Annotated in this window: 18 protein-coding genes; 8 read left to right on the forward strand and 10 right to left on the reverse strand. The window is 47.9% G+C overall.

Annotated features, from left to right (window positions below; translation table 11 throughout):
• Positions 1-1,371 precede the first annotated feature (1,371 nt).
• Genes EJV45_RS00825 through EJV45_RS00835 form a run of 3 tightly spaced genes read left to right on the forward strand, consistent with a single transcriptional unit; the run spans position 1,372 to position 5,552 of the window.
• Positions 1,372-4,173: a hypothetical protein gene (locus EJV45_RS00825; protein WP_129713717.1), complete on the forward strand. Its 2,802-nt coding sequence runs from the start codon at positions 1,372-1,374 to the stop codon at positions 4,171-4,173.
• A gap of 11 nt (positions 4,174-4,184) precedes the next feature.
• Positions 4,185-4,469 (forward strand): lipopolysaccharide assembly protein LapA domain-containing protein, encoded by a 285-nt coding sequence (locus EJV45_RS00830; protein WP_129713718.1) that lies wholly within the window; start codon positions 4,185-4,187, stop codon positions 4,467-4,469.
• A gap of 3 nt (positions 4,470-4,472) precedes the next feature.
• Complete coding sequence (locus tag EJV45_RS00835; protein WP_240755151.1) at positions 4,473-5,552, forward strand: GlxA family transcriptional regulator; 1,080 nt, start codon at positions 4,473-4,475, stop codon at positions 5,550-5,552.
• Here EJV45_RS00835 and EJV45_RS00840 read toward each other — a convergent pair.
• From EJV45_RS00840 to EJV45_RS00850, 3 genes are all read right to left on the reverse strand, one after another.
• Positions 5,549-6,154: a riboflavin synthase gene (locus EJV45_RS00840; protein WP_129713719.1), complete on the reverse strand. Its 606-nt coding sequence runs from the start codon at positions 6,152-6,154 to the stop codon at positions 5,549-5,551. The two genes, EJV45_RS00835 and EJV45_RS00840, sit on opposite strands and share 4 nt — an antisense overlap.
• Positions 6,155-6,176: 22 nt before the next feature.
• On the reverse strand, positions 6,177-7,670 hold the full coding sequence (accC, locus tag EJV45_RS00845) for an acetyl-CoA carboxylase biotin carboxylase subunit (RefSeq protein ID WP_129713720.1): 1,494 nt from the start codon (positions 7,668-7,670) through the stop codon (positions 6,177-6,179).
• A 70-nt stretch (positions 7,671-7,740) separates the two neighbouring features.
• Complete coding sequence (locus tag EJV45_RS00850; protein WP_129713721.1) at positions 7,741-8,769, reverse strand: low specificity L-threonine aldolase; 1,029 nt, start codon at positions 8,767-8,769, stop codon at positions 7,741-7,743.
• A gap of 241 nt (positions 8,770-9,010) precedes the next feature.
• On the opposite strand from EJV45_RS00850, the gene EJV45_RS00855 reads away from it, so the two are divergent.
• Positions 9,011-9,868, forward strand: a complete 858-nt coding sequence (locus tag EJV45_RS00855) for an N-acetylglucosamine kinase (protein WP_129713722.1) — start codon at positions 9,011-9,013, stop codon at positions 9,866-9,868.
• Between the two features lie 795 nt (positions 9,869-10,663).
• Here the strand turns inward: EJV45_RS00855 and EJV45_RS00860 are convergent.
• A complete protein-coding gene (locus EJV45_RS00860) occupies positions 10,664-11,353 on the reverse strand; it encodes an NUDIX domain-containing protein (protein ID WP_129713723.1) in 690 nt (229 codons plus the stop codon).
• A 113-nt stretch (positions 11,354-11,466) separates the two neighbouring features.
• Between EJV45_RS00860 and pfkA the strand changes: the two genes are divergently transcribed.
• From pfkA to gap, 3 genes are read left to right on the forward strand one after another with little or no spacing between them, the layout of a single operon-like run.
• Complete coding sequence (gene pfkA, locus EJV45_RS00865) at positions 11,467-12,453, forward strand: 6-phosphofructokinase (RefSeq protein WP_129713724.1); 987 nt, start codon at positions 11,467-11,469, stop codon at positions 12,451-12,453.
• A 5-nt stretch (positions 12,454-12,458) separates the two neighbouring features.
• Complete coding sequence (locus tag EJV45_RS00870; RefSeq protein WP_129713725.1) at positions 12,459-13,301, forward strand: hypothetical protein; 843 nt, start codon at positions 12,459-12,461, stop codon at positions 13,299-13,301.
• A 9-nt stretch (positions 13,302-13,310) separates the two neighbouring features.
• A complete protein-coding gene (gene gap, locus EJV45_RS00875) occupies positions 13,311-14,312 on the forward strand; it encodes a type I glyceraldehyde-3-phosphate dehydrogenase (protein WP_129713726.1) in 1,002 nt (333 codons plus the stop codon).
• A 640-nt stretch (positions 14,313-14,952) separates the two neighbouring features.
• On the opposite strand, the gene EJV45_RS00880 is transcribed toward gap, so the two are convergent.
• Positions 14,953-15,642, reverse strand: coding sequence for an HAD family hydrolase (locus EJV45_RS00880; protein ID WP_129713727.1), 690 nt, complete (start codon positions 15,640-15,642; stop codon positions 14,953-14,955).
• A 201-nt stretch (positions 15,643-15,843) separates the two neighbouring features.
• On the opposite strand from EJV45_RS00880, the gene EJV45_RS00885 reads away from it, so the two are divergent.
• Positions 15,844-17,070, forward strand: a complete 1,227-nt coding sequence (locus EJV45_RS00885; RefSeq protein WP_129713728.1) for a GAF domain-containing sensor histidine kinase — start codon at positions 15,844-15,846, stop codon at positions 17,068-17,070.
• Between the two features lie 38 nt (positions 17,071-17,108).
• Here the strand turns inward: EJV45_RS00885 and EJV45_RS00890 are convergent, their stop codons facing one another.
• The 5 genes from EJV45_RS00890 to EJV45_RS00910 form a co-directional block, all read right to left on the reverse strand.
• Complete coding sequence (locus EJV45_RS00890) at positions 17,109-19,490, reverse strand: glycoside hydrolase family 3 N-terminal domain-containing protein (RefSeq protein ID WP_129713729.1); 2,382 nt, start codon at positions 19,488-19,490, stop codon at positions 17,109-17,111.
• Between the two features lie 90 nt (positions 19,491-19,580).
• A complete protein-coding gene (locus tag EJV45_RS00895; RefSeq protein WP_129713730.1) occupies positions 19,581-21,881 on the reverse strand; it encodes a GH92 family glycosyl hydrolase in 2,301 nt (766 codons plus the stop codon).
• Between the two features lie 79 nt (positions 21,882-21,960).
• On the reverse strand, positions 21,961-22,266 hold the full coding sequence (locus tag EJV45_RS00900; protein WP_129713731.1) for a hypothetical protein: 306 nt from the start codon (positions 22,264-22,266) through the stop codon (positions 21,961-21,963).
• Between the two features lie 53 nt (positions 22,267-22,319).
• Positions 22,320-23,042 (reverse strand): pirin family protein, encoded by a 723-nt coding sequence (locus tag EJV45_RS00905; protein WP_129713732.1) that lies wholly within the window; start codon positions 23,040-23,042, stop codon positions 22,320-22,322.
• A 74-nt stretch (positions 23,043-23,116) separates the two neighbouring features.
• The gene (locus EJV45_RS00910) at positions 23,117-23,800 is read right to left on the reverse strand and encodes a DNA alkylation repair protein (protein ID WP_129713733.1); all 684 of its coding nucleotides are present in this window, start codon (positions 23,798-23,800) and stop codon (positions 23,117-23,119) included.
• Positions 23,801-23,807 lie beyond the last annotated feature (7 nt).

Raw genomic sequence — 23,807 nt, forward strand, 5'->3', positions numbered from 1 at the left:
AGGATCTGGAACCATATTTGAGGGGGTTTTAGCCCGTTGGAAACGACCAAAACGGCGTCCGCCTGCCTTGCCGGTCTCCCGAAAAAAGCAGCAAAAGATAGGCGCCGTAACCAGGTCTCATGCAAAAAGCATATGAACAAGACCGGCTGATTTATACGAAATCAGGCTCCCGGAATGTTACAGATATTGCGCTTCCGGTTGCCGGATTTAGCTGCAAACAGTCCACCTTCCGGGCAGACCCTGAGGAGGTCGCAGCCAGTAAAGCAAGTCAAAAAACCATACTATATTAACTTAAATAAGCCAGGGCCCAGCGATACTTTGAGCGCCAAACCTCGGGAATTCCGGGCGAAGATACAGCGGAATCCGCCAGCTGCTTACACCACAATTAGGTCTGCTCCGGGCTGAAATGAACATGTCTGATTCCTGTTCAGAGGAAAGCGGACCGCATGTATTTGGCCCTGAAATCATTTTAGAATGCCCTATACGCAAAGCAAAATTCTATGTCGCATATTACCCGCTGAGACAACTTTACGGCCTTTGGCATTTAAGTAATTCAGGTCAATACCAAGGATGCGTTACACCTTTGAGAACCCTAGACACGACCTTTCAGGCTGGAAACATTCCGAGGACTTTACATGTCGCTATACCCCCACGAAGCGTACATAGCGACTCCCGAACGATTCCAGATAACCTGAATTATTACCTTCGCTAAGTGCCGCCGGGCACGCGCTCTTTTCGGCTCAAAAAGCCTGCAACTTCCATTTTTCAGTTGATGTTAGCATCCCTATAAACCATGTCAACATGGCAGCATACCCTACTTCCATATGACCAGAAACGATATCAGTAATGTGCGCTTTTCAGGTCAATTCGTGGCAGAAAGCAACATTACAGAAGGCCGGATTATCGCAAAAAAAGGTGACTGAAATATTTTATCCGCTGAGCTTTCACTGATAATGCCGTTAGCAAAACCTATAAATTTTGCAGAGTTTATCGCCCACACTGATCGGTCCGGCAATCATTTCAACAACGATTAATACCGGCAATATTGAGTCGCTTAACGCTAATAAAGGCTTACATAAACTACACATTACATTTGGAAATAATCACGCAAGGCGCCGGCAATCCGATTAATTAGTGTATTTTCAGCACCTCAAAGTAGAATCAGATAATTTCAGCTTCATGATGGATTTAAAATTGAATAATGGAGAATTTTCGAGACGTTTTTATAAGATTACGACTGGATTAACCAAGATCACATTTTCATCATTATCAGGATTTTGATTTGCTTTAACTTAAATTTTTAATGAATTTAAAGAATAGAACTAAAGTTTAAAATACTAATATTTTTAGCATACACGGGAACGGCCGCATATGAATCCATTTAATAAACATACGATCAGCATTTTAAGCTTATTTATATCAACTTTTTATGCGCTACACTCAAATGCGCAACTCTTCCCCTCGGCCCAAAATCCGCTTAGTGTAAAATGGAGAAAAATTGACAGCGGAGGCTTCCGGATCATTTACCCCGTTGAGCTGGAGACTAACGCACAAAGAATGGCCACTACCCTACCAGCAATCTACCCCTCTATTGCAGCTGGCTACCGGCTAAAAGGAACGCGCATTCCTATCCTGTTGCAGAACCGGGGTGTGATTGCAAACGGCTTTGTGCAACTGGGTCCGCGGAAGTCTGAGTTCTTTACTACTCCGCCCCAGGCATTCGACAGCCAGGACTGGCTGAACAACCTGGCTGTGCATGAACTCAGGCACATCGCGCAGTTTGACAAATTGACAGACTCTCAGCGCAAGCCCTTTCCTGAAATGATTTATTTTGCCTGGTTCGGACTGAGCATTCCAACCTGGTTTTTCGAAGGCGATGCTGTTGTGAATGAGACCGCCCTTACAATGTCGGGACGCGGGCGACAGCCTTCATGGATTATGGCCTGGCGTGCAAATGTGCTTGAAGGAAAACGATACAGTTACAGCAAAGCGTACTTCGGTTCTAACCGGGATGTGACTCCCGGCTACTATCAACTGGGTTACGTGTTGATGGCCGATCTCAGAAATCAGTCAGGCCAGTTTTTCAGTGACAGCCTTTTGGCTGACATTAAAGAGCGCCCCTTCAGACCTTACCCGTTTTCGCAAAGCCTGAAAAAGCTAACCGGCCAGACGACGCGCCGGCATTTCCTCGCCAGTCAGGAGCGAGCCGCTGCCCAATGGTCTTCCCAGGCCGCAGCCACGCCGGTTGAAAATTATCCGGAGTTACAGAGGCGTCCCCGGTTTGCAACTGACTACCACCTGCCGGTTCGCCTTCCTTCCGGAGAAGTCCTTGCATTAAAAAGCAGCAAGGCCGAGCCGCCGCATTTTGTTGTGATCGATTCAAACAAAAATGAGAAACGTCTCGTCGGAATCGGACGTCAGGAACTGCCCTGGTTCAGCTATGCCGCCGGCAAAATTGTATGGGATGAAATCCGCGAAGATCCACGCTACAAACAGCGAACTTACAGCGTGATTTGCAGCTACGATTTCAGCACAAAAAAGACACAAAAAATAAGCAGCAGATCACGGCTTTTTTCGCCGTCATTTTCGGCCGACGGCAAACAGATTGTTGCGGTCAGTGTCGACCTTAAAAATGAGTTCAAACTCGTCGTTTTAGACGGCATAAACGGAGGGGTTCTGAAGACCTTTCAAAACCCGGAAAACCACATTCTCCAGACGCCGGCATTTGACCAGTCAGGCAGGCGCATCGCCTACATCGCGGTAAGCGAAAAAGGCAAGGCAATCTTTGAAGTTAACAGCAGAAATGAAACCAAGCAACTTACCCCGTTTGAAAGGCAACAACTGGGCAGACCCGTGTATGTCGGAGAAAATATCGCATTTAACGCCCATTACAGCGGCGTTGACAACATTTACATGCTGGACATCAAATCGAAAGAGATAAGCGCTCTGACAGCCTCTAAATACGGCGCTTTTAACCCTTCCCCGGCAGGCGGCAACCTGCTTGTGTTTAACAATTACACGGCGACCGGCATGACCATTGCAGAAACTAAGTTTGATCCAGCCGCGGTTCCGCAAAGTAACTTTCCGTTTTTTGCCGCCGCCGCTACAGCTCAGGAGGCAACCGGAAATATTTTTGAAGAGCCCGTCACCCAGGAGCCGAGGACTTCTTCAAAATACAGCCGCTTTGCAGATCTTTTAAATTTCCACAGCATTGTCCCCATCGTTGACGACCGGAACACTGCCGGGCTGGAGCTTCAGTCAGACAATCTGCTGAACACGTTTAGCGTTTACAGCGCGGCTAAATACCACAGCGATCTGAAACGTTTTGAGTACACGGCGGATATTTACTACCGTGCGTTATACCCCGTGATCAGCGTACTCTACCGGAACCGTCCACGCAGGACCTTCTACAGCAACCGAGGCGTCATGCAACAGGGCGACTGGCGCGAAAATTATGTTAAACTAAGCGCATCCCTTCCATTATCTGTTAATGCAGGCAACCACAACTACAGTTTTTCGGCCCAGGCCGGCACGAGTTATACGGAGCGCTATGCATTTCAGAATCTTCCAGCCAGCTTTGCCAGCAGCCAGCAATTTCCGCTTGAGTATGCTTTTTCATTCTCTCACCAGGTTCGCCGGGCGGAACGCGATATTGCGCCAAAGTTTGCACAGATCGTGAGATTTGGCTACGACCACCAGCCGTTCGATAAGGCTCTTCCAGGTCATATCCTATCGCTGGAAAGTTTCTTCTATTTTCCCGGACTGCTGAAAAATCATTCCACACTGGCCAGCTTCAGTTATCAGCAGGCCGAAGGAGCCAACCGTTTCGCCGTTGGCATACCCACCGTATACGGGTACAATAACATTCGCGCAAGAAGCACACTCCAAAACACCCTTTTGCTAAATTATCGTTTTCCTATAGCTTTTCCTGACTGGGAGATTGGACCGCTTGCCTACATCAGGAATATTCGGGGTGGTTTGTTTTCACACTATGAGAACATCGCCAAAGACACGAATTTATCAGAACCAAAAACTTTTGGCTTTGAATTGATGAGCAGCATGAACCTTTTGCGGTATCAACCTGTTATAGACCTCGGCGCCAGAGCGGTGTTTGTGAACAGAATTTATAATCAAAAGCCGATATTAGAATTTTCTTTTAATTACAGCTTTTAAACATCTATAAAATGAGTGCAAAAACTATCTTCATTATCATCTTTACGGTCCTCGTAACCGTTTTCCTGATGGTTAATACCGACGCGGTAGATTTTAACTTCCTGTTTGTCGAGGATGTTCCCGTTTCGAAACTGCTTGTCATCGGCGTTTGCGTGGTAATCGGCTTTATTCTTGGTTTCCTGGTAGGCAGACCAAAAACAACTGTCACGAGCTACGACGACCGCATTGACAGCACCACAACAAAAAGTGCTCCCGCCGATGGCCTGAGCGACGAAGACCGGGATTATATCCGGTAGGCCATGGTCCGTGCTTATTGGCCGGGATCTACCATCCATGGACCAATGCGCCGAAATCCGTATCTTGGTGCCGAAGCCCCGACTATGATCAACGTACTCTTACTCATTACGGCAAAACACCGGCTGATCAGCACCGCTGTCATTCTCGACGTATTAGATACCGTTAACTTTTTTCATGAACAGGAAACGGGTCGGCCGTTTTTTGATGTCGGGATAACGGGTCTTGCGGGCGATCATACAGCGGCCACGCTGTATAAGAAGTATCGCCGCGTTGAACCGGGTGCGAATACACAGCCAAGTCTCCTGCTGATTCCGGCCTTTGAAACCACCGACATCCGGGCGGCCCTTTCGGAGAACAGGTCCTTTATCCCTGTAATCCGCGAGCTGCAGGCACGCGGCACTCAGGTTGCGAGTTTCTGCACCGGCGCATTCCTGCTTGCAGAAACGGGACTGTTAAACAACCGCAGGGCAACGACTCATATTCAAATGAGCCGTCCCTTCTCCATGCTTTTCCCTGAAGTTCAGCTTGATGTCTCTGCGGTTATCACCCATGAGAACGGAATTTATACCGGCGGCGGAGCAACCAGTACCTTCCACCTGCTGATCTACCTCATCGAGAAATATTGCGGAAAACCGATGGCTGTTAAAGTGGCTAAATTTTTCGCCATTGATATTGACCGGATCGGGCAATCTTATTTTGGCGTTATCCAGCCCGAACGCGCTCATGGCGACGAACTGGTCATTGCGCTGCAGGAAAAGATTGAGGCGGCCTTTAGCAAGCCGTCTGTGACCATTGAAGACATGACAGACAGCCTTCCATCCTGTAAAAGAAACCTTTTGAGAAGGTTTAAAAAAGCGTTGAATCTAACCCCCATTGAATACCTGCAGCGCACACGTATCGAAGCTGCCAGACAAATGCTTGAAGAAGACAGAAATGAAGGCATTTCAGATGTGATGTTCCGTTGCGGTTACAGCGACCCAAAAACCTTCAGGAAATTATTCAAGCGAAACACCGGACTTACACCAAAGGCATACCGCGACAAGTATAACCGCAATCCGCAGCAACAGCCAGAACTTTTCTAATCCATTGCGGAACGGTTCACGCCGCCCATCAGCCGCGCCACGTATTTGCCAATAATATCGAACTCCAGGTTTACCAGATCGCCCGGAACGATTTTGCCAATGCTTGTATGGTCGAACGTGTAAGGAATAATAAACACCGAAAATGACGAGGCTTCTGAATTCACGACTGTGAGGCTGATACCATTTACACAGACAGACCCCTTCTCGACGGTTACATTGCCGCCTGCAGGATCATAACTGAAACGGAACTCCCAGCTGCCATCCATCTCTTTTACATACTCACATACAGCAGTCTGGTCTACGTGCCCCTGCACTATATGACCGTCAAGCCGGGCATTCATCAGCATACAGCGCTCAAGGTTAACCATATTGCCGACCTGTAGCCGGCCCAGAGCCGACTTATGAAGCGTTTCTTCGATCGCTGTTACGGTATGCGTATTGCCCTCTACTGCTGTCACCGTAAGGCATACGCCATTGTGGGCCACACTCTGGTCGATTTTTAAACCTGAACTGATTTCGGATTCGATGATAAAATGAAGGTTGCTGCCCTCGGCACTGATTTCCCGGACTGTACCGAGCGCTTCTATAATTCCTGTAAACACGTTTGTCGTCCTAAGTTTTTTATTACCGCAGCTGTCTGCGGTTACGTATCCAATTGTTTTCTGCTGCCTGGGCCGTAGCTGCTACTGGTGCAGATCTGCGCTCTTTCAGGTAAGACAGGGCGGCAATCGCTGCTACGAGCGCCTCCTCTTCTTCAGAAGCAGTAAGAAATTCCGGCCTAAAAAACTTTTCTACAAAATGAGTATCAAAGTTTCCCGACCGGAAGGCCTCATGCTGCATGACAAAACTACCAAAGCCAAGCGTTGTTTGTATCCCGGTAATGTCATACTCCGCAATGGCGCGCTGCATACGGGAAATCGCTTCGTTCCGGTCGCCTCCATATGTAATAAGTTTTGCGATCATTGGGTCGTAGTAGATCGGGATATCCATCCCCTGTTCAAAACCATCGTCGACACGTATGCCCGGTCCCTGAGGCGTCTTATAGGTTTGTAAGGTTCCGATGTCCGGAAGAAAGTTATTTGCCGGGTCTTCAGCATATACCCGCAGCTCAACCGCATGACCGCGTATGCTGAGTTCCTCCTGGTTGAAGCTGACCGGCTCACCCGCTGCGATGCGAATCTGTTCCTTAACCAGGTCGACACCGGTGATCAGTTCCGTTACCGGATGTTCCACCTGCAAACGCGTATTCATCTCCAGGAAAAAAAAGTTAAGCTTTTCGTCGAGGATAAACTCAACCGTTCCGGCTCCCGTATAACTGACCGACCGCGCCACATCGACTGCACACCTCCCCATCTGTTCGCGTAATTCTGGTGTAAGCACCGAAGAGGGGGCTTCTTCGACAACCTTCTGATGTCGCCGCTGTATTGAACATTCGCGTTCAAACAGGTGAACAATATTGCCATGGCTGTCGCCGAGCACCTGGATCTCGATATGTCGCGGCGAGGAGACATACCGCTCAATAAACACTGCGCCATCGCCAAATGCCGTCGTGGCCTCGCTAACCGCCAGCTGCATCTGCTCTTCGAAGCTCCCTGCATCGCGCACAATGCGCATACCCTTACCGCCGCCGCCGGCTGCAGCTTTGATCAGGATGGGGTACCCGACTTCAGCCGCCCGCGCTTTGGCTTCGGCAACATCAGTTACAGCCTGCTCAGTGCCTGGCACCATGGGTATCCCGTATTTTAGTGCCGCGGCCTTCGCTGCCAGCTTGTTTCCCATGATCTCCATAGCCTCTGGCGAAGGCCCGATCAGGATAAGGCCTGCATCACGAACGGCGCGGGCAAAGGCCGGATTTTCAGATAAAAAACCATAGCCGGGATGAATAGCCTGCGCGCCGGTCTTCAAACTTGCTGCAATGACCTTATCAATATTCAGGTAAGACTCAGCCGATGCCGGCGCTCCGACGCAAATGGCCTCATCCGCATACCTGACATGCAAGGCCTCACGGTCGGCATCTGAGAAAATTGCTACTGTAGCGATTCCCATTTCGCGCGCAGAGCGCATAATGCGGAGGGCGATCTCCCCCCTGTTGGCCACAAGTATCTTCTCAATTTTCATCTTTTATTTTTTGAACGGTTATCAAACAGGTGTAGAGCCATTCCCCCGGGGTGTCGGGATAGCGTCCAGTCTAGTATTCCAAATCTAAGATAATTTCTCGTGCCCTGTCCACCTGCGCGCTGCTTACATCCAGATGCGTAACCATCCTGATGCTATGCGGTCCGGTAGCGTTGCAGAGCAGGCCCTTATCGCCCAGCTGCCGCACCACGTTTTGAGCATGGATACGCGGATCGAGGTCGAAAAGCACGATATTGGTTTCGGCAGGGAGCACAGACCTTACCCAATTTGTACCGGCAAGCGCTTCGGCGATGGCGTGCGCATGCACATGATCTTCACGCAGCCTGTCTACATGGTTGTCAAGCGCATAGATCCCTGCTGCAGCAAGAAAGCCTGCCTGTCGCATACCTCCGCCCATGGCTTTACGAATTTTCTTGCATCGCGCTATCATGTCTTTTGATCCGAGCAGTACAGAACCAACCGGTGCGCCCAGGCCTTTAGACAGGCAAACTGAAATACCATCAAAATACCGCCCGTACTGTAGCGCTTTGTCGCCGGTAGCCACAAGCGCGTTAAAAACCCGCGCGCCGTCCAGGTGCAGTTTGATACCCTTTATGCTGCAGAGGTTATGGATCGGCTCGATCTGGTTAAGGTGGTAGCAGGCTCCTCCACCCTTATTCACGGTATTTTCAAGTACAACCAGCGTAGAATCGGGATAATGAATATTGTCTTCATTGATTTCCGGTTCGATAAGCTCAGGACTCAGGATGCCCCTGTCGCCGTGAAGTAACCGCACAGATGCCGCCGAATTCCAGGCAATGCCGCCTACCTCATAGCGGTAAACATGTGCTGTCTGGTCGCAGATCACTTCATCCATGGGCCTGGTAAAATATTTGATCGCTATCTGGTTGGTCATCGTACCCGACGGGCAAAATAACCCCGCTTCCATTCCGAATATTCCCGCCGCTTTCTCTTCAAGTGCCCGAACGGTTTCATCCTCTCCAAACACGTCATCGCCAACTTTGGCGCTGAACATGGCCTCAAGCATTCCGGGCGTGGGCCTGGTAACCGTATCGCTCCTCAGGTCTATCTTCTCTTGCATGTGTTGTTGTATGAATTAGCTGCCGGTTGCGACAGAGACACAAATATTGCTTTTTTCCCGCTTAATTATTTAATAGTGTATTTTTTACACAATGAATTCTGTACACACTTATGCAAGATAATTAACAGATAATGAGTTGTTTATTAACACGTCAATAATACACATTTTGATTTTTTTTACACCGGCGGGTATTTAATTAGAGAATTTTTACTTTTATTGCGCCGTAAAAACTAAAACAAAGATGATAGTAATTGCCGACGGAGGGTCAACTAAAACCAATTGGTGCCTGATCAATGAAGCAGGACGAAAGATTTATTTCAACACAGAAGGTTACAATCCGTACTTTTCAAAAACCGAGTATATCACCAAATCGCTTAATGAGTCGCTGCCGGATCACCTGGAGCGGGAGAAGCTGACCGAAGTATATTACTATGGAGCCGGTTGTTCGACCCCTGCGAACCAAAAAATAGTATCTGATGCGATGGAGAAGGTTTTCGTAAATGCACAGATTCATGTAGGTCATGACCTTCTGGCTTCCTGCCGCGCACTGCTTGGCAACGAAGCCGGATTTGCCGCCATCCTGGGCACCGGAACAAACAGCTGTCTTTACGACGGAAAGGACATCACGCTGAACATTGATTCTCTTGGCTATTTCCTGGGCGATGAGGGCAGCGGATCTTTCATAGGCAAACGTATCCTGGCTGATTACATGAAAGGGTATATGCCGAAGGGACTGCGTGAAGCTTTTTACGATAACTATGCCCTGACCAATGAAGATATCTTTGAACAAATTTACAACAAACCGCTACCAAACCGTTTCTGCGCGAGCTTTAGCAAGTTTTTGTACGACTTCAAAGACAGCTTTGAAGATTATACCTTTGCAACGATCGATTATGCCTTCACCGCATTTTTCGAGAACCTGGTGATCCATTACCCGAACTACAAAGACCACAAACTGAATTGCGTTGGTTCGGTTGGTTACAGCTTCCGCGACATCCTGAGCATTGTAGCAGACCGTTATGAGATGGGCGTCGGCAAAATTATCCGCTCACCGATAGATGACCTGGTAGCCTACCACCTTACAGCAACCAAGGCTTAATTGAAGCACTAAGATACAAACCGGGTTTAGCCCGGTTTTTTTTTGGCTAGAAGTACCGAGCTTTTAAGCAGGGCGACCAAAGAAAAAGAACAAAGAGGCAAGACCGTTGCTGATTTGAAAGTAAAAAGTTGAAAGTATAAAGCCCTGGGCGCTGCCCCCTCACGAGACCAAAGAAAATGTAAAAAGGATGAAAGACCGCTCTGAGTTGAAAGTCAAAAGTGAAAAGTTGAAAGCACTGGGCGCCTGACTCCTCACGAGACCAAAGAAAAAAGAAAAAGGATGAAAGACCGCTCTAAGTAAAAGTCAAAAGTGAAAAGTTGAAAGCCCTGAGCGCCTAACCCTCACGAGACCAAAGAAAATGGAAAAAGGATGAAGACCGCTCTGAGTTGAAAGTCAAAAGTGAAAAGTTGAAAGCCCTGAGCGCCTAACCCTCACGAGACCAAAGAAAATGGAAAAAGGATGAAGACCGCTCTGAGTTGAAAGTCAAAAGTGAAAAGTTGAAAGCACTTGGCGCCTGACCCCTCCACGATACCAAAGAAAAAAGAAAAAGGATGAAAGACCGCTCTAAGTTAAAAGTCAAAAGTGAAAAGTTGAAAGCCCTGAGCGCCTAAACCCTCAAGACGCCATACTGGCCGAGGGGTTCTGCACCCTGTCCAAATACGAACTACGAATACCTATGTACTACTGCACGTCTCAAGACTCAAATCTCACATCTCAAATCCAGAAGATGTGCGCCACGTCTAAATACGAACTACGAATACCTATATACCGTCTCGACAACCTCCAGACTGAAATCTAAAAAGATATCTCCTTCCCAAATAACTTAGCGTATTTGCGGCGGTCAAATTTGTACAGGGTAGCAGCGCGGTAGGAAACGCCCTTTTGTTTTTCGTTGAGTTCGCGGAGTACCGAAAAGCTCAGCATTTTTTTACGAAAATTACGTTTATCGAGTTTTTTGCCCAGGATGAGTTCATAAACATGCTGAAGCTGTGTAAGCGTGAACTTCTCAGGAAGCAGTTCAAAAGCAATGGGCTGATGTTTGATGCGGCGCTTGATTTTCTCAAGCCCCTTGTCGAAAATTTTCTTATGGTCAAAAGCCAGTTTTGGCAGGTCATTAACAGACCACCATACAGCTCGCTTTGCATAACTGGTTACCGGATGAAGCTCTTTCTCGCCGCCCAGGCGGATCAGCGCGTAATAGGCAAGCGTAACTACACGACCCTGCGGGTGCCTGCCTGGATCGCCAAAAGCATAGTACTGCTCCATGTAAATATCGCGCAGCCCGGTAAGGCTGGTAAGAATCGAAGAAGCGGACTGATCCAGGCTCTGATCTTCGCTGACCAGGTTGCCCGGCAAGGCCCACCAGTCTTTGAACGGCTCTTCGGCACGCTCTATCAGGAGTATTTTTAACTCACCTCCATCGAAACCGAAAATGACACAGTCAATCGAAAAAACCGAATTGAACTGAGCTAAACCTTCCTTCAAAATATTTTCTTTAATTTGGTGGACAAAATAAATGCACTTGTTGCAAGATTACACAAAAAATTACAAAAAAAATTACTTAGTGTAAAAAATACACACTATATTCGTGCTTTCAAATGAAGCCAAATATCAAAAACATAGCTGTACTTACTTCCGGGGGTGACGCGCCGGGAATGAATGCAGGAATCAGAGCGGTGATCCGAACCGGGATCTTCCATGGTAGAAATATGTTTGGTGTACAACAGGGATACCGTGGACTGATCGAAAACAATATCATCCCGATGAATGCACGGTCTGTGAGCAATATTCTGCACATGGGCGGCACAATTTTGAAAACGGCCCGTTGCCTTGAGTTCAAAACTGACGAAGGTATGGAAACGGCTTACCGTAATCTACAGGCCAATGACATTGATGCATTGGTTGTGATTGGTGGCGATGGCACGTTTACCGGCGCCAAGAGGTTTTCAGAAAAATTTGACGTTAAAGTAATCGGTATTCCCGGTACAATAGATAATGACCTTTACGGATCTGATTTTACCCTTGGCTACGATACGGCCATCAATACCGTAATTGAAGCCATCGACAAGATCAGGGATACCGCAGACTCGCACGACCGGTTGTTCTTTATAGAAGTGATGGGCCGGGATTCAGGCTGCATCGCATTAAGAAGCGGTATTGCGAGCGGCGCAGAAGCGATTCTGTTACCGGAAAAATTTACAAGTGTAGAAGACCTGATCTCAAAACTGGAGTGTGGGGCATCTACGAAAAAATCTTCGAGCATCGTTATCGTTGCAGAAGGACATAAGCACGGAGGTGCCTATGAAATTGCCAAACAGGTTGAGGAACGGTTTGATCACTACGACACCAAAGTGACTATTTTAGGTCACCTGCAGCGTGGTGGCAGCCCGAGCAGTTTTGACCGTATTCTGGGCAGCAGGCTCGGCTTTGCCGCAGTCAACGCGCTTCTGAACGGTGAAACCCGCCAGATGGTTGGATTAAGGGGCAATGAAGTTAAGCTGACAAGCCTTGACGAAGCCCTGAACACCCATACCTTCAAGCTGGAAGATGACTTATTGGAAATGGCATCGGTACTGTCGATTTAAAGAACATGACAGCCATTGTATACAGCGGTTCAAGGTTTGCTTACTGGAAAATAACCGACGGCAAAACCCTGGTTGCTGAATGCAGAACAGCTGGTATCAATCCCTGCTTCGCTGATAAAAAAGCGACTTTGCAGGTTTTGAATAAAGAAAGTGTGCTGGTAAATTATGCTGAAAACATTCGCAAAATTTACTTTTTTGCAGCCGGCGCTTCTTCAGCCGCGCGTCAGCGCGAATTGTCTGCCAATCTGAAAGAGTTTTTCCGCAACAGCAGGATCTCGGTAGAAAGCGACATTCATGGCGCAGCCATCGCGGCATGCGGTGAACAGCCAGGCATTATCTGCACGCTGGGAAGCGGTTCGAACTGTGCATATTTCGACGGGAAAAAGACCAAAAAGAACAACTTCGGCCTGGGCTTTGTGCTTGGTGATGAAGGGTCATCAAACAACCTCGGTATTATGCTGATGCGTGATCTGATCGGAGCGAAACTTCCGGCTGATCTTCAGAAACGGATGGATCATGAGTTCAAGCTTGACCGGACATTGATTCTGGAAAAGGTTTACCGCAAGCCAAATCCGCAGGTGTTTCTAAGTTCCTTTCTTGATTTTTATATCAGGAACCGGGAGCATGAGTACATCAGTAAAAATTTGACGCTGTCGTTCAGCCGGTATATTGAAACTTACCTGGCGCCGATGGCAGCAAAACATAAAAGCGCCGAGATACATTTTGTCGGTATCGTGGCAGGAAATTTTGGCAAAGAGCTGGAAAAAGTGGCAGATGGGTTTGGATTAAAGATCAAAACGATTACCAAGGAACCTATATATAATTTATTAAAATTTTATACAAACTAGACACAAACCATGAGCAAAAAAATTGGAATTAACGGCTTCGGTCGTATCGGTCGGCTTGTTTTTAAGGCTGCACTGAAAAGAGGACTGGATGTTGTTGCAATAAATGACCTTATTGAGCCGGATTATATGGCATATATGCTGAAATATGATTCAACTCATGGAAAATTTGATGGTACGATCGAAGTTGTAGACGGAAATCTCGTTGTAAACGGAAAAACCATCCGCGTTACCGCAGAAAAAGATCCTGCAAACTTGAAATGGAACGAAGTTGGCGTGGAAGTTGTTATAGAATCGACAGGTTTATTCCTGACTCAGGCGGATGCCGATAAACACATTGCTGCAGGTGCGAAAAAAGTAGTTTTCTCTGCACCGGCAAAAGACGAGTCAATCCCAACGTATGTAATGGGTGTAAATCATGACAAACTTACTGCAGATCAGACTGCCGTTTCAAATGCGTCATGTACAACCAACTGCCTTGCTCCTATTGCAAAGGTATTACACGAAAAATGGGGTATCGCTGAAGGTCTGATGAGTACCGTACACGCGGTTACTGCTACGCAGAAAACTGTTGACGGCCCGTCTGCTAAAGACTGGAGAGGTGGTCGTGGTGCTTACCAGAACATCATTCCTTCTGCAACCGGCGCAGCAAAAGCGGTTACAAAAGTAATTCCTGAACTGAAAGGCAAACTGACAGGGATGGCATTCCGGGTACCGGTAGCAGACGTTTCAGTAGTGGATTTGACAGTTCGTCTGGAAAAACCGGCTACTTACGAAGAAATTAAACAAGCCATGAAAGAAGCCTCTGAAGGCGATCTGAAAGGCGTATTAGGATATACAGAAGATGAAGTGGTTTCATCTGACTTTATCGGAGACGATCATGCATCTATTTTTGATGCAAAAGCAGGCATCGCCCTGAACGACAACTTCGTTAAAGTGGTTTCGTGGTATGACAATGAGTGGGGATATTCATCAGCCCTGGCAAAATTTGTCGAGTACTACGCAAACCTGTAAAGGCAAGCCTGGCTCATAACAGGTTTATATTTGGTTAGATTGGGATAATGCCTGGATAGGGTTATCCCTTCTTTTTTTTATAGGCCTTCCTGTTGAGATATGAGACCTTAATAGTGGATAGGTATTCGTAGTTCGTATTTAGACGTGGCGCACTTCTGCCGGATTTGAGATGTGAGATTTGAGTCCTGAGACCTGCAGTAGTACATAGGTATTCGTAGTTCGTATTTGGACAGGGTGCAGAACCCCTCGGCCAGTATGGCGTATTGAGGGGTTAGGCGCCCAGGGGCTTTATACTTTCAACTTTTTACTTTCAACTCAGAGCGGTCTTTCATCCTTTTTCCATTTTCTTTGGTCTCGTGAGGAGTCAGGTGCCCAGGGCTTTCAACTTTTCACTTTTGACTTTCAACTCAGAGCGGTCTTTCATCCTTTTTACATTTTCTTTGGTCTCGTGAGGGGGCAGCGCCCAGGGCTTTATACTTTCAACTTTTTACTTTTAACTTAGAGCGGTCTTTCATCCTTTTTCCATTTTCTTTGGTCTCGTGAGGAGTCAGGCGCCCAGGGCTTTATACTTTCAACTTTTTACTTTCAACTCAGCAACGGTCTTGCCTCTTTGTTCTTTTTCTTTGATCTCATTGCCCCCTCACACGATCTTCAAGACATCAGTAATACGCTCAACGACAGCCATGCGGTCATCGTCAATATCGTGATCAACCATTTCGTGGGCCCAGGTAATGTGATAGGGAACATGAATGGCATAACCCCCGATTTTGAGCACGGGCAGCACGTCTGATTTCAGCGAATTACCGATCATCAACAGTTGTGAAGCCTCTATATCAAGGTGTTTGATCAGCTTGCTGTAATTGCCCTCATCTTTTTCAGACATGATCTCTATGTGGTGGAAGTACGGCATCAATCCTGACTTGCGCAGCTTTCGTTCCTGGTCAAGCAAATCACCCTTGGTAGCGAGAACCAGCCTGTACTTAGGCCTTAGTGCAGCAAGCACTTGCTCAACACCTTCCAGCAGTTCTACCGGCTGGTTAATCTGTTTCTTTCCAAGCTCAAGAATTTGCCGCAAGAGCGCCCCCGGCAGGTTATCTCCGCTTGCAGCAAGGGCTGCTTCGGTCATAGATAAAATAAAACCCTTTGTTCCGTAGCCGTATAGCGGCAGGTTCGCAAGAATCGTTTCGTGCAGGGTACGGCTCAGTTCCTGTTTTGAAGCGTATCCCGCCATGAGTTCATAGTAGGTCTGTTCAACTTCCTGGAAATACCCTTCATTTGCCCAAAGTGTATCGTCCGCATCAAAAGCCACTACTTTTATATCTGCATGCATGACTCAAATTAATTTTTCGGGCGAATATAAAAATTTGGAGGCTATGACTCAATAAAAGGCAGTATTTCAAACCATACTACCTATCCCGGAGCCGTTCCGTAGCAGTGAACCAGGCCTTATCCGACGCCGTTTAGCTTTTTTTCATCTAATATCTTATCTTTAAAGACCTTAGTAAATTACCTGTACAGGGGAAACCTAACTATGAAAAACAAAAAGCAGGCAGAACACCTTTCACCTGTAAATGAAGCATCACGCGTAAAGAAACTGCACCGGTACGAGATTCTGGACACTCCGCCGGAGGCTTCTTTTGATACTGTGGCCAGGCTTGCCCAGCGACTTTTCGTGGCGCATGCAGGCTTCATCACTTTTGTTGATGCCGACAGGGTATTTTTAAAATCAAGCACAATAAATTCCCGGTATCGCGAATTTACGCGCATTGAAAGTTTGTGTTCGATTGCAATTGAAAGTGAGCGCCCTACACTGATTCTTGATACGCGGCAGCTGGAAAGCGATGAATATGATCTGGAAGCACTGCTTGAGCAGGAAATCATTTTTTATGCGGGTGCTCCCATCATCACCTCAGACGGCCACAGAATAGGAACGGTTTGCGTCACAGATACAAAACCCCGCAATGACATAACAGCGGAGCAGCTTGAAATGCTGGAACTGCTGTCTTTCATCGTCATAGAAAAACTCGAAACACGGCTTGCAGGGAGGCGGACAATCAGGGCCTATGATGACCGTCTGCACCGCATGGTGCACGACATGAAAAACCCGATCACATCAATTTCAATGTATGCCCAGATCATGGGGCGCAAAATGCTTGCGGTTGAACGGGTTTCTGAAATATCGAATAAGATTGAGACGGCCGCAAAAAGTGTAGAGCAGCATCTGAATAATGTACTTAATGAAGCCAAGATAGACAATGAAGGCATCTACCTTGTCGAGCAGCCGGTACTGTTCTCGGACTTGACAGAAACACTAAAAAACACGTTCGAATTATCCCTGAATAACAAGAAACAGAAACTGCACATTATACAACCGGCCGGTCTGACCTTATATATAGACAGGGAACGTATCCAGGATGTATTGGATAACCTTTTAAGTAATGCCATTAAGTATTCTCACCGTGACGCTGAAATCCGGCTGATAGTTGAATCATCTGAAAACATGGCCACAATTGAGTTTCGCGACCAGGGCGTCGGAATGACCGAAGAAGATCTTCAAAAAGTCTTTGTCAGATTCGCCAGGCTCAGCTCGGTGCCCACAGCGCATGAACGTTCAAACGGCCTGGGTTTATCTATTGTTAAAATGCTGGTAGAATTACATGGTGGCCAGGTCTGGGCCCGCAGTAAAGGTCCAGATAAAGGCAGTTCCTTTTTTCTTACGTTACCTATGTACAAGGCGATGCCTTTTTCCACCCCCTAGCGGAAAAACCTATATTTACGGCGGTTGTGCAGTCGATATTAAAGATCAAATTTCCCCCGCAGGCGGACGTCTTCTGAAGAACTGCCCAGCATGATGCGAAACTCACCGGCCTCTACCACATGTCTCTCGTGCACATCAATCATGCTCAGTTCCTGATGGCTCAACTGGAAACTGACAGACTGCTGCTCACCTGGTTTGAGCCTGACTTTCGCAAAACCCTTCAATTGTTTCTGCGGTCCTGACACACTGCGCACCACATCAGTCAGGTACAGTTGAACAACCTCACTGCCGGCAAACCGGCCGGTATTTTTCAGATTCAGTGTTACGGTAACTTTAGGTGAAGGAAGTCTATCCTGTACGGTGATCTTCAGATCACTGTATACAAAGTTCGTGTAACTTAAACCATGACCAAAAGCATACCTTGGTCTGGCGCTTTCCTCAACATAGTCATGACGCGTCGGAAATTTCGCGTTGTAATGCACCGGGAGTTGTCCGACTGATCGGGGTATCGAAACCGGAAGTTTTCCCGAAGGATTTATGCTGCCTAAAATCGCTGCGGCCACGGCATGACCGCCCTGTTCCCCGGGATACCATGCATTGAGAATGGCCGGTACGTTTTCGGCGGCCCAGTTGATGTTTAGTGGGCGCCCTTCTATCAAGACCAGCACAACAGGCTTCCCGGTTGCAACAACCGCCTTCAGCAATTCCAGTTGCCGGCCCATCAGATCGAGGCTGGCCCGGTCAAACCCCTCCCCGCTTTCCATGTCACTGATCTGGTCTTCTTTTACGGCTGCAGCTCCTGTTTCGAGGTATGTTGTTTTAAAATCACGGGCGCTTGATCCGCCTAAGACCACAATGGCCACATCAGCTCTTCCGGCGGCAGCAACAGCAGCCGGGATCTCAGTGCCCGTTGTGTCACGGATTGAACATCCTTTTACATAATCAATCTGTGTTTCTTTTCCCAGGGCATCACGTAAACCTTCAAGTATCGTAACGACTTTTTCAGGTGGTTGCGGGGCGGTATAATCGCCCAGTTGATTGTACTGCGTATCTGCGTTCGGCCCGATTACAGCTACACGCCTCAGTTTTTGTTTAAGCGGCAGCAAATCACCGTTGTTTTTTAGTAACACGAGCGATTCTTCAGCAACCTCCCGGGCCAGTTTTTTATGCGCTGCGTTGTTTACAATCCCTGTAGCTTTTGGCTGGACATACGGATTTTCAAAAAGTCCGAGTTCAAATTTTACGCGCAGCACCCGGGCTACAGCTTCGTCAAGCCGGTGCATGGACACCTTCCCTGATTTGATGGCCTGCAGCAGCGGTAAATAAAAAGCTTCGCCGCCCAGGTCGTTATCAAGACCGGAATTCATGGCCATGGCTGCCGCGTCCTCCAGATTGCGGGCCACATGGTGTCCCGAAACAAGTCCGCCGATACTACCGAGATCTGAGACCACAAAACCATTGAAACCCCAACGTTTCCGCAGTACTTCGTTAAGAAGGAACTGATCTGCGCTACCTGGTACGCCATCTATAGAACTGTAAGCAGTCATGACCGAGCCGGCACCTGCGCGTACAGCTGCCTCGAAGGGCGGCAGAAAGTTCTCTAGAAGGTCGCGCCTTCCTAAACTCACGCTGCCCCCATTTTGTCCGCCATCTGGCGTACCGTATGCTGCAAAGTGTTTTAATGTAGAAACGACATTTCTTCCGCTCTTCAAATCTGTACCCTGAAAGCCTTTAACAACAGCTTTGCCCATGGCGGCCATAAGAAAGGGATCTTCGCCATAAGTTTCCTCGGTACGCGACCACCGCGGCTCCCTGGCCAGGTCTAGAATGGGGCCGTACCCAAGGTGAGCTCCCTGCAGTCGTGTTTCAACTGCCGTAACGCCAGCCATCCGTTCAATAAGTTCAGGATTGAATGTACTGGCCTGTGCCAGCGGAACCGGAAAAACCGTCGCCCCTATAGCCATATGGCCATGTGCACATTCTTCGGCAAGTAACAAGGGTATACCAAGACGTGTTCGTGTAACCGCATATCGCTGAAGCGCGTTAGCAGCTTCAGCCGCCGTTCTCGGATTGAGCCCGTTTGCCAGCGTCTTTTTGGTCCACGGATCTGCCCGCAACGTTGCCCACAGGGCGCCGATGTGCCGGGTTGTGATTTCGGTTTTGAATTTTTCAGATACGGTCATCCGCCCCGCAGTACCGGTATACATTTCCCAGCCCAGCAGGGTAAGCAGCTGACCGGCCTTTTCTTCGACGGTCATCCGGCCCACCAGATCACGGACCCGTTCACCGACGGGAAGACGGGCATTTTTGTACGGTGCGCGGCTCAAATCAGCCGTTTGGGCATAAGAGGTAAGCACGTTGACAATGATTGCCACTACGACAGCTCCTGCAACGAGTCCTCTCCTGAATGGCTTTTTCATGCCTGTCATCTTTGTTATAAAAAATAATGCCGGCTGTGGGGCCGGCATTGTATGCTCAAGTCATTGCGAACAAAGACTAAGGTGTATCTACTATTTCAATTCTGAATAAGGGCGGTCTGCTGCAGCGACACCCCATGTTGCTGATGGTTTAGCACCCATTGTCAGCTCCAGTATGCCACCGGATACCAGATCCTGATGACTAATATACGACTTGTTATAATTGCGCCCGTTCAGTTTCACAGACTGAATATATTTATTCTCTTTTGAATTGTTTAGCACCCGCAGCTTCATTGTTTTACCCTTTCCAAGCTGGATCTCTGCCTCATCGACTACCGGGCTGCCAAAAACATACAATCCGTTTGCCGGATTAGCGGGATAAAAGCCAAGGGCAGAGAAAATGTACCATGCTGACATTTGTCCAACGTCTTCATTGCCGCTCAAACCGTCATTCTTATCTGTATAAAGGTGATCAAGAACATGACGAACCTGATCGGCCGTTTTCCAGGGTTGACCTGCATAGGCATACATATAAGTAATGTGGTGACTTGGCTCATTCCCGTGTGCGTACTGACCAATCAATCCGCTGATATCAGGCGATGCCTCTTTCCCCATGTCGCCCTGCACAATAAAAAGAGAATCAAGCTTCTGAATAAAACGCTTTTCACCTCCTATCAGATTGATCAGTCCTTCTACATCCTGCGGTACCAGCCAGAGATATTGCCAGGCATTGCCTTCTGTATAATCGTTTTTGCCGTGAATGGACTCGAAAGGATTGAACGGACTGCGCCAGGTGTTGTCGTTGATCCGTCCGCGCATATAACCGCTGCCTTTTTCAAAATAATTGACATAATTTTTTCCTCGCTTCAGCCAGTAGGCATAATCGTTTGCTTTACCATCTTTTTTTGCAACCTGGCTGATTGCCCAGTCTGCAATGGCATATTCCATTCCTTTCGCTACCGATTCGGGCATACTGTCTGCCGGGATGTATCCTTTTGACTTAACAAAGTTTAGTCCGCGCTCGTCAAGCATGGCTGTTTTTGTCATCGCTTCATAGGCGAGCTTCTTGTCAAAACCGCCAAATCTTTTCAGGTAAGCATCTGCAACAACGGTTATAGCGGGATTACCCACCATACAATTGGTTTCATTGCCCATCAGGTGCCAGACCGGTAATTTCCCTTGCTGCTTATAAATATTGAGCATGGTGTTCACCATATCAGAAACTTTCTCCGGATGAATCACGGTCATAAGCGGGTGCGCGGCACGGTAGGTATCCCAAAGCGAAAAAGTCGTGTAATTCGTAAAGCCGGGTTTTGAGTAGATCTTTTTATCGGTACCGTAGTAATCGCCGTTGTGATCGTTAAACACCGAAGGTGCGATCATGCTGTGGTACATGGCTGTATAAAACGTACGAAGCCGCGCTTCGTCTTTGGTTTTGATCCGGATCTTTTGTAACTCCCGTTCCCATTTGGCATCAGCCGCCGCTACGGTTTTGCTAAAATCCCATCCGGGCAACTCGGCTTTAATATTTGCCGCTGCATTGGTCATACTAACCGGCGAGATACCGACCTTTACCTGCACTACGCCGCCATTGCCACTGAAAGTAACGAGACCTTTTGTGCGCTTTGCCTTGAGTTCGCTTCCGGTCTTCAGGGCTGTATTGTCAAAAACAGCGAGCGTTTCGATTGGCCGGGAAAATTGCATGGTAAAATATATCTTCTGATCTTCTGCCCAACCCTTGCTGTACCGGTAACCGGCAATGGTTGTCGGATTGATCTGTTTGATATAACTCTCGGTCACCCCGTCCCAGCCAATGCCTTCTTTCAGGTCGATCACGAGTTTTCCCGCCTTACCTGCGGGATAGGTATACTGATGGAAACCAACGCGTTCTGTAGCAGTGAGTTCTGCTTTGATGCCGTAACGCAGCAACTGAACGGAATAATATCCGGCTTTAGCCGTTTCCTGCTCATGGCTGAATGAAGAGTAATATCCTGAAGACGGTTTGCCAGCTTCGCCTTTTACCATTTTTACATCACCGGTAACAGGCATAATTGAGATATCGCCAAGATCGCCAATACCTGTACCGCTTAAATGCGTCTGTGCAAAGCCAATGATGGTAGAGTCTGAATAGTGGTAGCCCGAGCACCAGTCCCAGCCTTGCGACAGGTTAGCCGGACCAACCTGTACGGCCCCGAATGGAACGTTTGCGCCCATAAAAACGTGACCGTGAAAACCGGTGCCGATAAACGGATCTACAAACCTGGTAAGCCTGGAATTTGTGGCCGAAGACTTTTGGGCCTGTGCAAAATGACTTGCAAAAGCAACCAGGAAGGCTGCAAACAGACACCCCGATATGCGGCGACAAAAGCGCGCTTTGAAATGATGATGGCTCATATGAATTGGTTACTAAAACGTTTTGCAAGGTAAGAAACCTCGCTTTGATTCGCAAGCCGCGGAGGTCTATAAGGAAACCCTAATCATGGCTATTGCCAACTACCTGAAGGATCTCATTGTAAAGCAGGCCGCTTCCTCCGCCATAATGCTGGATTATTTTAAGATCAGGGAAGGTTCCGAAAAAGCCCCGCAGCACGCGTTCCTCATCGTCGGTAATGCCGCTTCCCAGCAGAACAACAGACAGTCTCTGCGCTTTGGCCACTTCAAAAGCTTCGGCATTGGTCAGCGCGGTGAAACCGTTCCAGCCTTCGCGGGCGTTTAAAAGCCGGTGCAGAATGGCGCACATTTTCGGGTCGCGGCCAATATAGAGTATATTTGTATCCATAAAAAAAAGCAAAGCCTGTGGTAAAACGTTACCACAGGCTGTTTGTTGACCTGTTATTGTAATTGCATCGGCACGTCCATAACCAGAACTTCGGCACCATCGGTATCTGCCCTGAAACTGATCTCAGCGGCATCCCAGACACCGTAGCCATCGCGGGTGTCAAGCTGCTGCCCGCTTACAGTTACTTTTCCGCTGATTACAAAAAAGTAGGCCCCGTTTCCCGGCTTGCGAATTGTATAGGCTGTCTCAAAACCGGCGTCGAACCTGCCGAGTGAAAACCAGGCATCCTGGTGAATCCAGACACCTTCGTCATCAGCATTTGGCGACAGAATCTGCTGAAACCGGTTATGCCGCTCATCAAGGTTAAGCGACAGCTGACCGTAGCGAGGTGTTACATTTTTTTTATTTGGGAAGAGCCAGATCTGCAGCAGGTTCACTTCCTGATCAGGATCTGCGTTGTATTCGCTGTGATATACGCCGGTACCGGCGCTCATGACCTGGATATCGCCGTTTTTGATCACTGATGCATTGCCCATGCTGTCTTCATGTGCCAGGCTGCCTGTTAGCGGGATGGTAATGATTTCCATGTTGTCATGCGGATGCGATCCGAACCCCCGGCCCCCGGCTACCCGGTCATCATTCAATACCCGGAGTACACCGAAATTCATCATCTCGGGATTGTAATGATTGGCAAAGCTGAACGTGTGGTGAGCGTCTAACCATCCGTGATTGGCGTGTCCGCGCATATTGGCGGTGTGCAAAACTGATTGTGCCATGTTTAATTCCTTTCGTTTATGATACAAAAATACAGCCCTGAAACCGGGCTGTTATTGATGTAGGTTAAGAAAGACTACGAGTACAAATCGAGCTTTTTGAACACACTTTGACTGTTCAATTCAACAAGCGCATGCTTTGCTACCCGGGAAGCGTGTTTATCGCCCCGATCTACGATTTCTTCTGCACAACACTTCGCAGCGGCGTGTAAAAAAGCGCTGCGCTTACCGAGTTGACGTAATGCCCAGTTTACTGCTTTCTTTACAAAGTTCCTGTTGTCTGCGGCATGTTCAGCAATGAGGGGGAAAAATTTCAGAAAGTTTGCGTCCGGCTCATTTTTCAGGTGAACGGCAGCTTCGGCAATCATTGAAAAAGCACAGCGCTTTTCGAATTCAGCATCACGCGCAGCGAAAAGAAAAACTTTATCAGCAAACCAGGGAGTCTTTATGAAAAGTGTACTTGCCTGATCACAAATATCCCAGGAGCTGAAATCAGCAACCCAGGCATCAATCTGCTCGGGTGTAACCAGTGTGTAATCCCCAATAAAAGCCGCCAGTAACCGCGCTTCATGAATGCCTGTATTCCACAATGCCAGCGAAAGTGGCTGGTTTTTCCCGATCTGTCTGGCAAGCGCTCTGACTTGTGGTACCCGCAGACCAAGTGCTTTAGACGCATTGATACCAAAGTGCTGCATCCGTACCAGGTATTGCGGGTCTGCCGCTGTCCTGAGTTCGCTGATTATAAAATCAACATCTGTCATGTTACGG

Origin of the sequence: Pedobacter sp. SYP-B3415, from assembly GCF_004138205.1 — a bacterium.
In the GTDB taxonomy this organism is placed as follows: Bacteria; Bacteroidota; Bacteroidia; order Sphingobacteriales; family Sphingobacteriaceae; genus Pedobacter.

What these genes read in the sequence shown, in the direction of transcription:
- EJV45_RS00825 (WP_129713717.1), top strand. Translation starts at nt 1,372, where the DNA reads ATGAATCCATTTAATAAACATACGATCAGCATTTTAAGCTTATTTATA.
- EJV45_RS00830 (WP_129713718.1), top strand. Translation starts at nt 4,185, where the DNA reads ATGAGTGCAAAAACTATCTTCATTATCATCTTTACGGTCCTCGTAACC.
- EJV45_RS00835 (WP_240755151.1), top strand. Translation starts at nt 4,473, where the DNA reads ATGGTCCGTGCTTATTGGCCGGGATCTACCATCCATGGACCAATGCGC.
- accC (WP_129713720.1), bottom strand. Translation starts at nt 7,670, where the DNA reads ATGAAAATTGAGAAGATACTTGTGGCCAACAGGGGGGAGATCGCCCTC.
- EJV45_RS00850 (WP_129713721.1), bottom strand. Translation starts at nt 8,769, where the DNA reads ATGCAAGAGAAGATAGACCTGAGGAGCGATACGGTTACCAGGCCCACG.
- EJV45_RS00855 (WP_129713722.1), top strand. Translation starts at nt 9,011, where the DNA reads ATGATAGTAATTGCCGACGGAGGGTCAACTAAAACCAATTGGTGCCTG.
- pfkA (WP_129713724.1), top strand. Translation starts at nt 11,467, where the DNA reads ATGAAGCCAAATATCAAAAACATAGCTGTACTTACTTCCGGGGGTGAC.
- EJV45_RS00870 (WP_129713725.1), top strand. Translation starts at nt 12,459, where the DNA reads ATGACAGCCATTGTATACAGCGGTTCAAGGTTTGCTTACTGGAAAATA.
- gap (WP_129713726.1), top strand. Translation starts at nt 13,311, where the DNA reads ATGAGCAAAAAAATTGGAATTAACGGCTTCGGTCGTATCGGTCGGCTT.
- EJV45_RS00880 (WP_129713727.1), bottom strand. Translation starts at nt 15,642, where the DNA reads ATGCATGCAGATATAAAAGTAGTGGCTTTTGATGCGGACGATACACTT.
- EJV45_RS00885 (WP_129713728.1), top strand. Translation starts at nt 15,844, where the DNA reads ATGAAAAACAAAAAGCAGGCAGAACACCTTTCACCTGTAAATGAAGCA.
- EJV45_RS00890 (WP_129713729.1), bottom strand. Translation starts at nt 19,490, where the DNA reads ATGAAAAAGCCATTCAGGAGAGGACTCGTTGCAGGAGCTGTCGTAGTG.
- EJV45_RS00895 (WP_129713730.1), bottom strand. Translation starts at nt 21,881, where the DNA reads ATGAGCCATCATCATTTCAAAGCGCGCTTTTGTCGCCGCATATCGGGG.
- EJV45_RS00900 (WP_129713731.1), bottom strand. Translation starts at nt 22,266, where the DNA reads ATGGATACAAATATACTCTATATTGGCCGCGACCCGAAAATGTGCGCC.
- EJV45_RS00905 (WP_129713732.1), bottom strand. Translation starts at nt 23,042, where the DNA reads ATGGCACAATCAGTTTTGCACACCGCCAATATGCGCGGACACGCCAAT.
- EJV45_RS00910 (WP_129713733.1), bottom strand. Translation starts at nt 23,800, where the DNA reads ATGACAGATGTTGATTTTATAATCAGCGAACTCAGGACAGCGGCAGAC.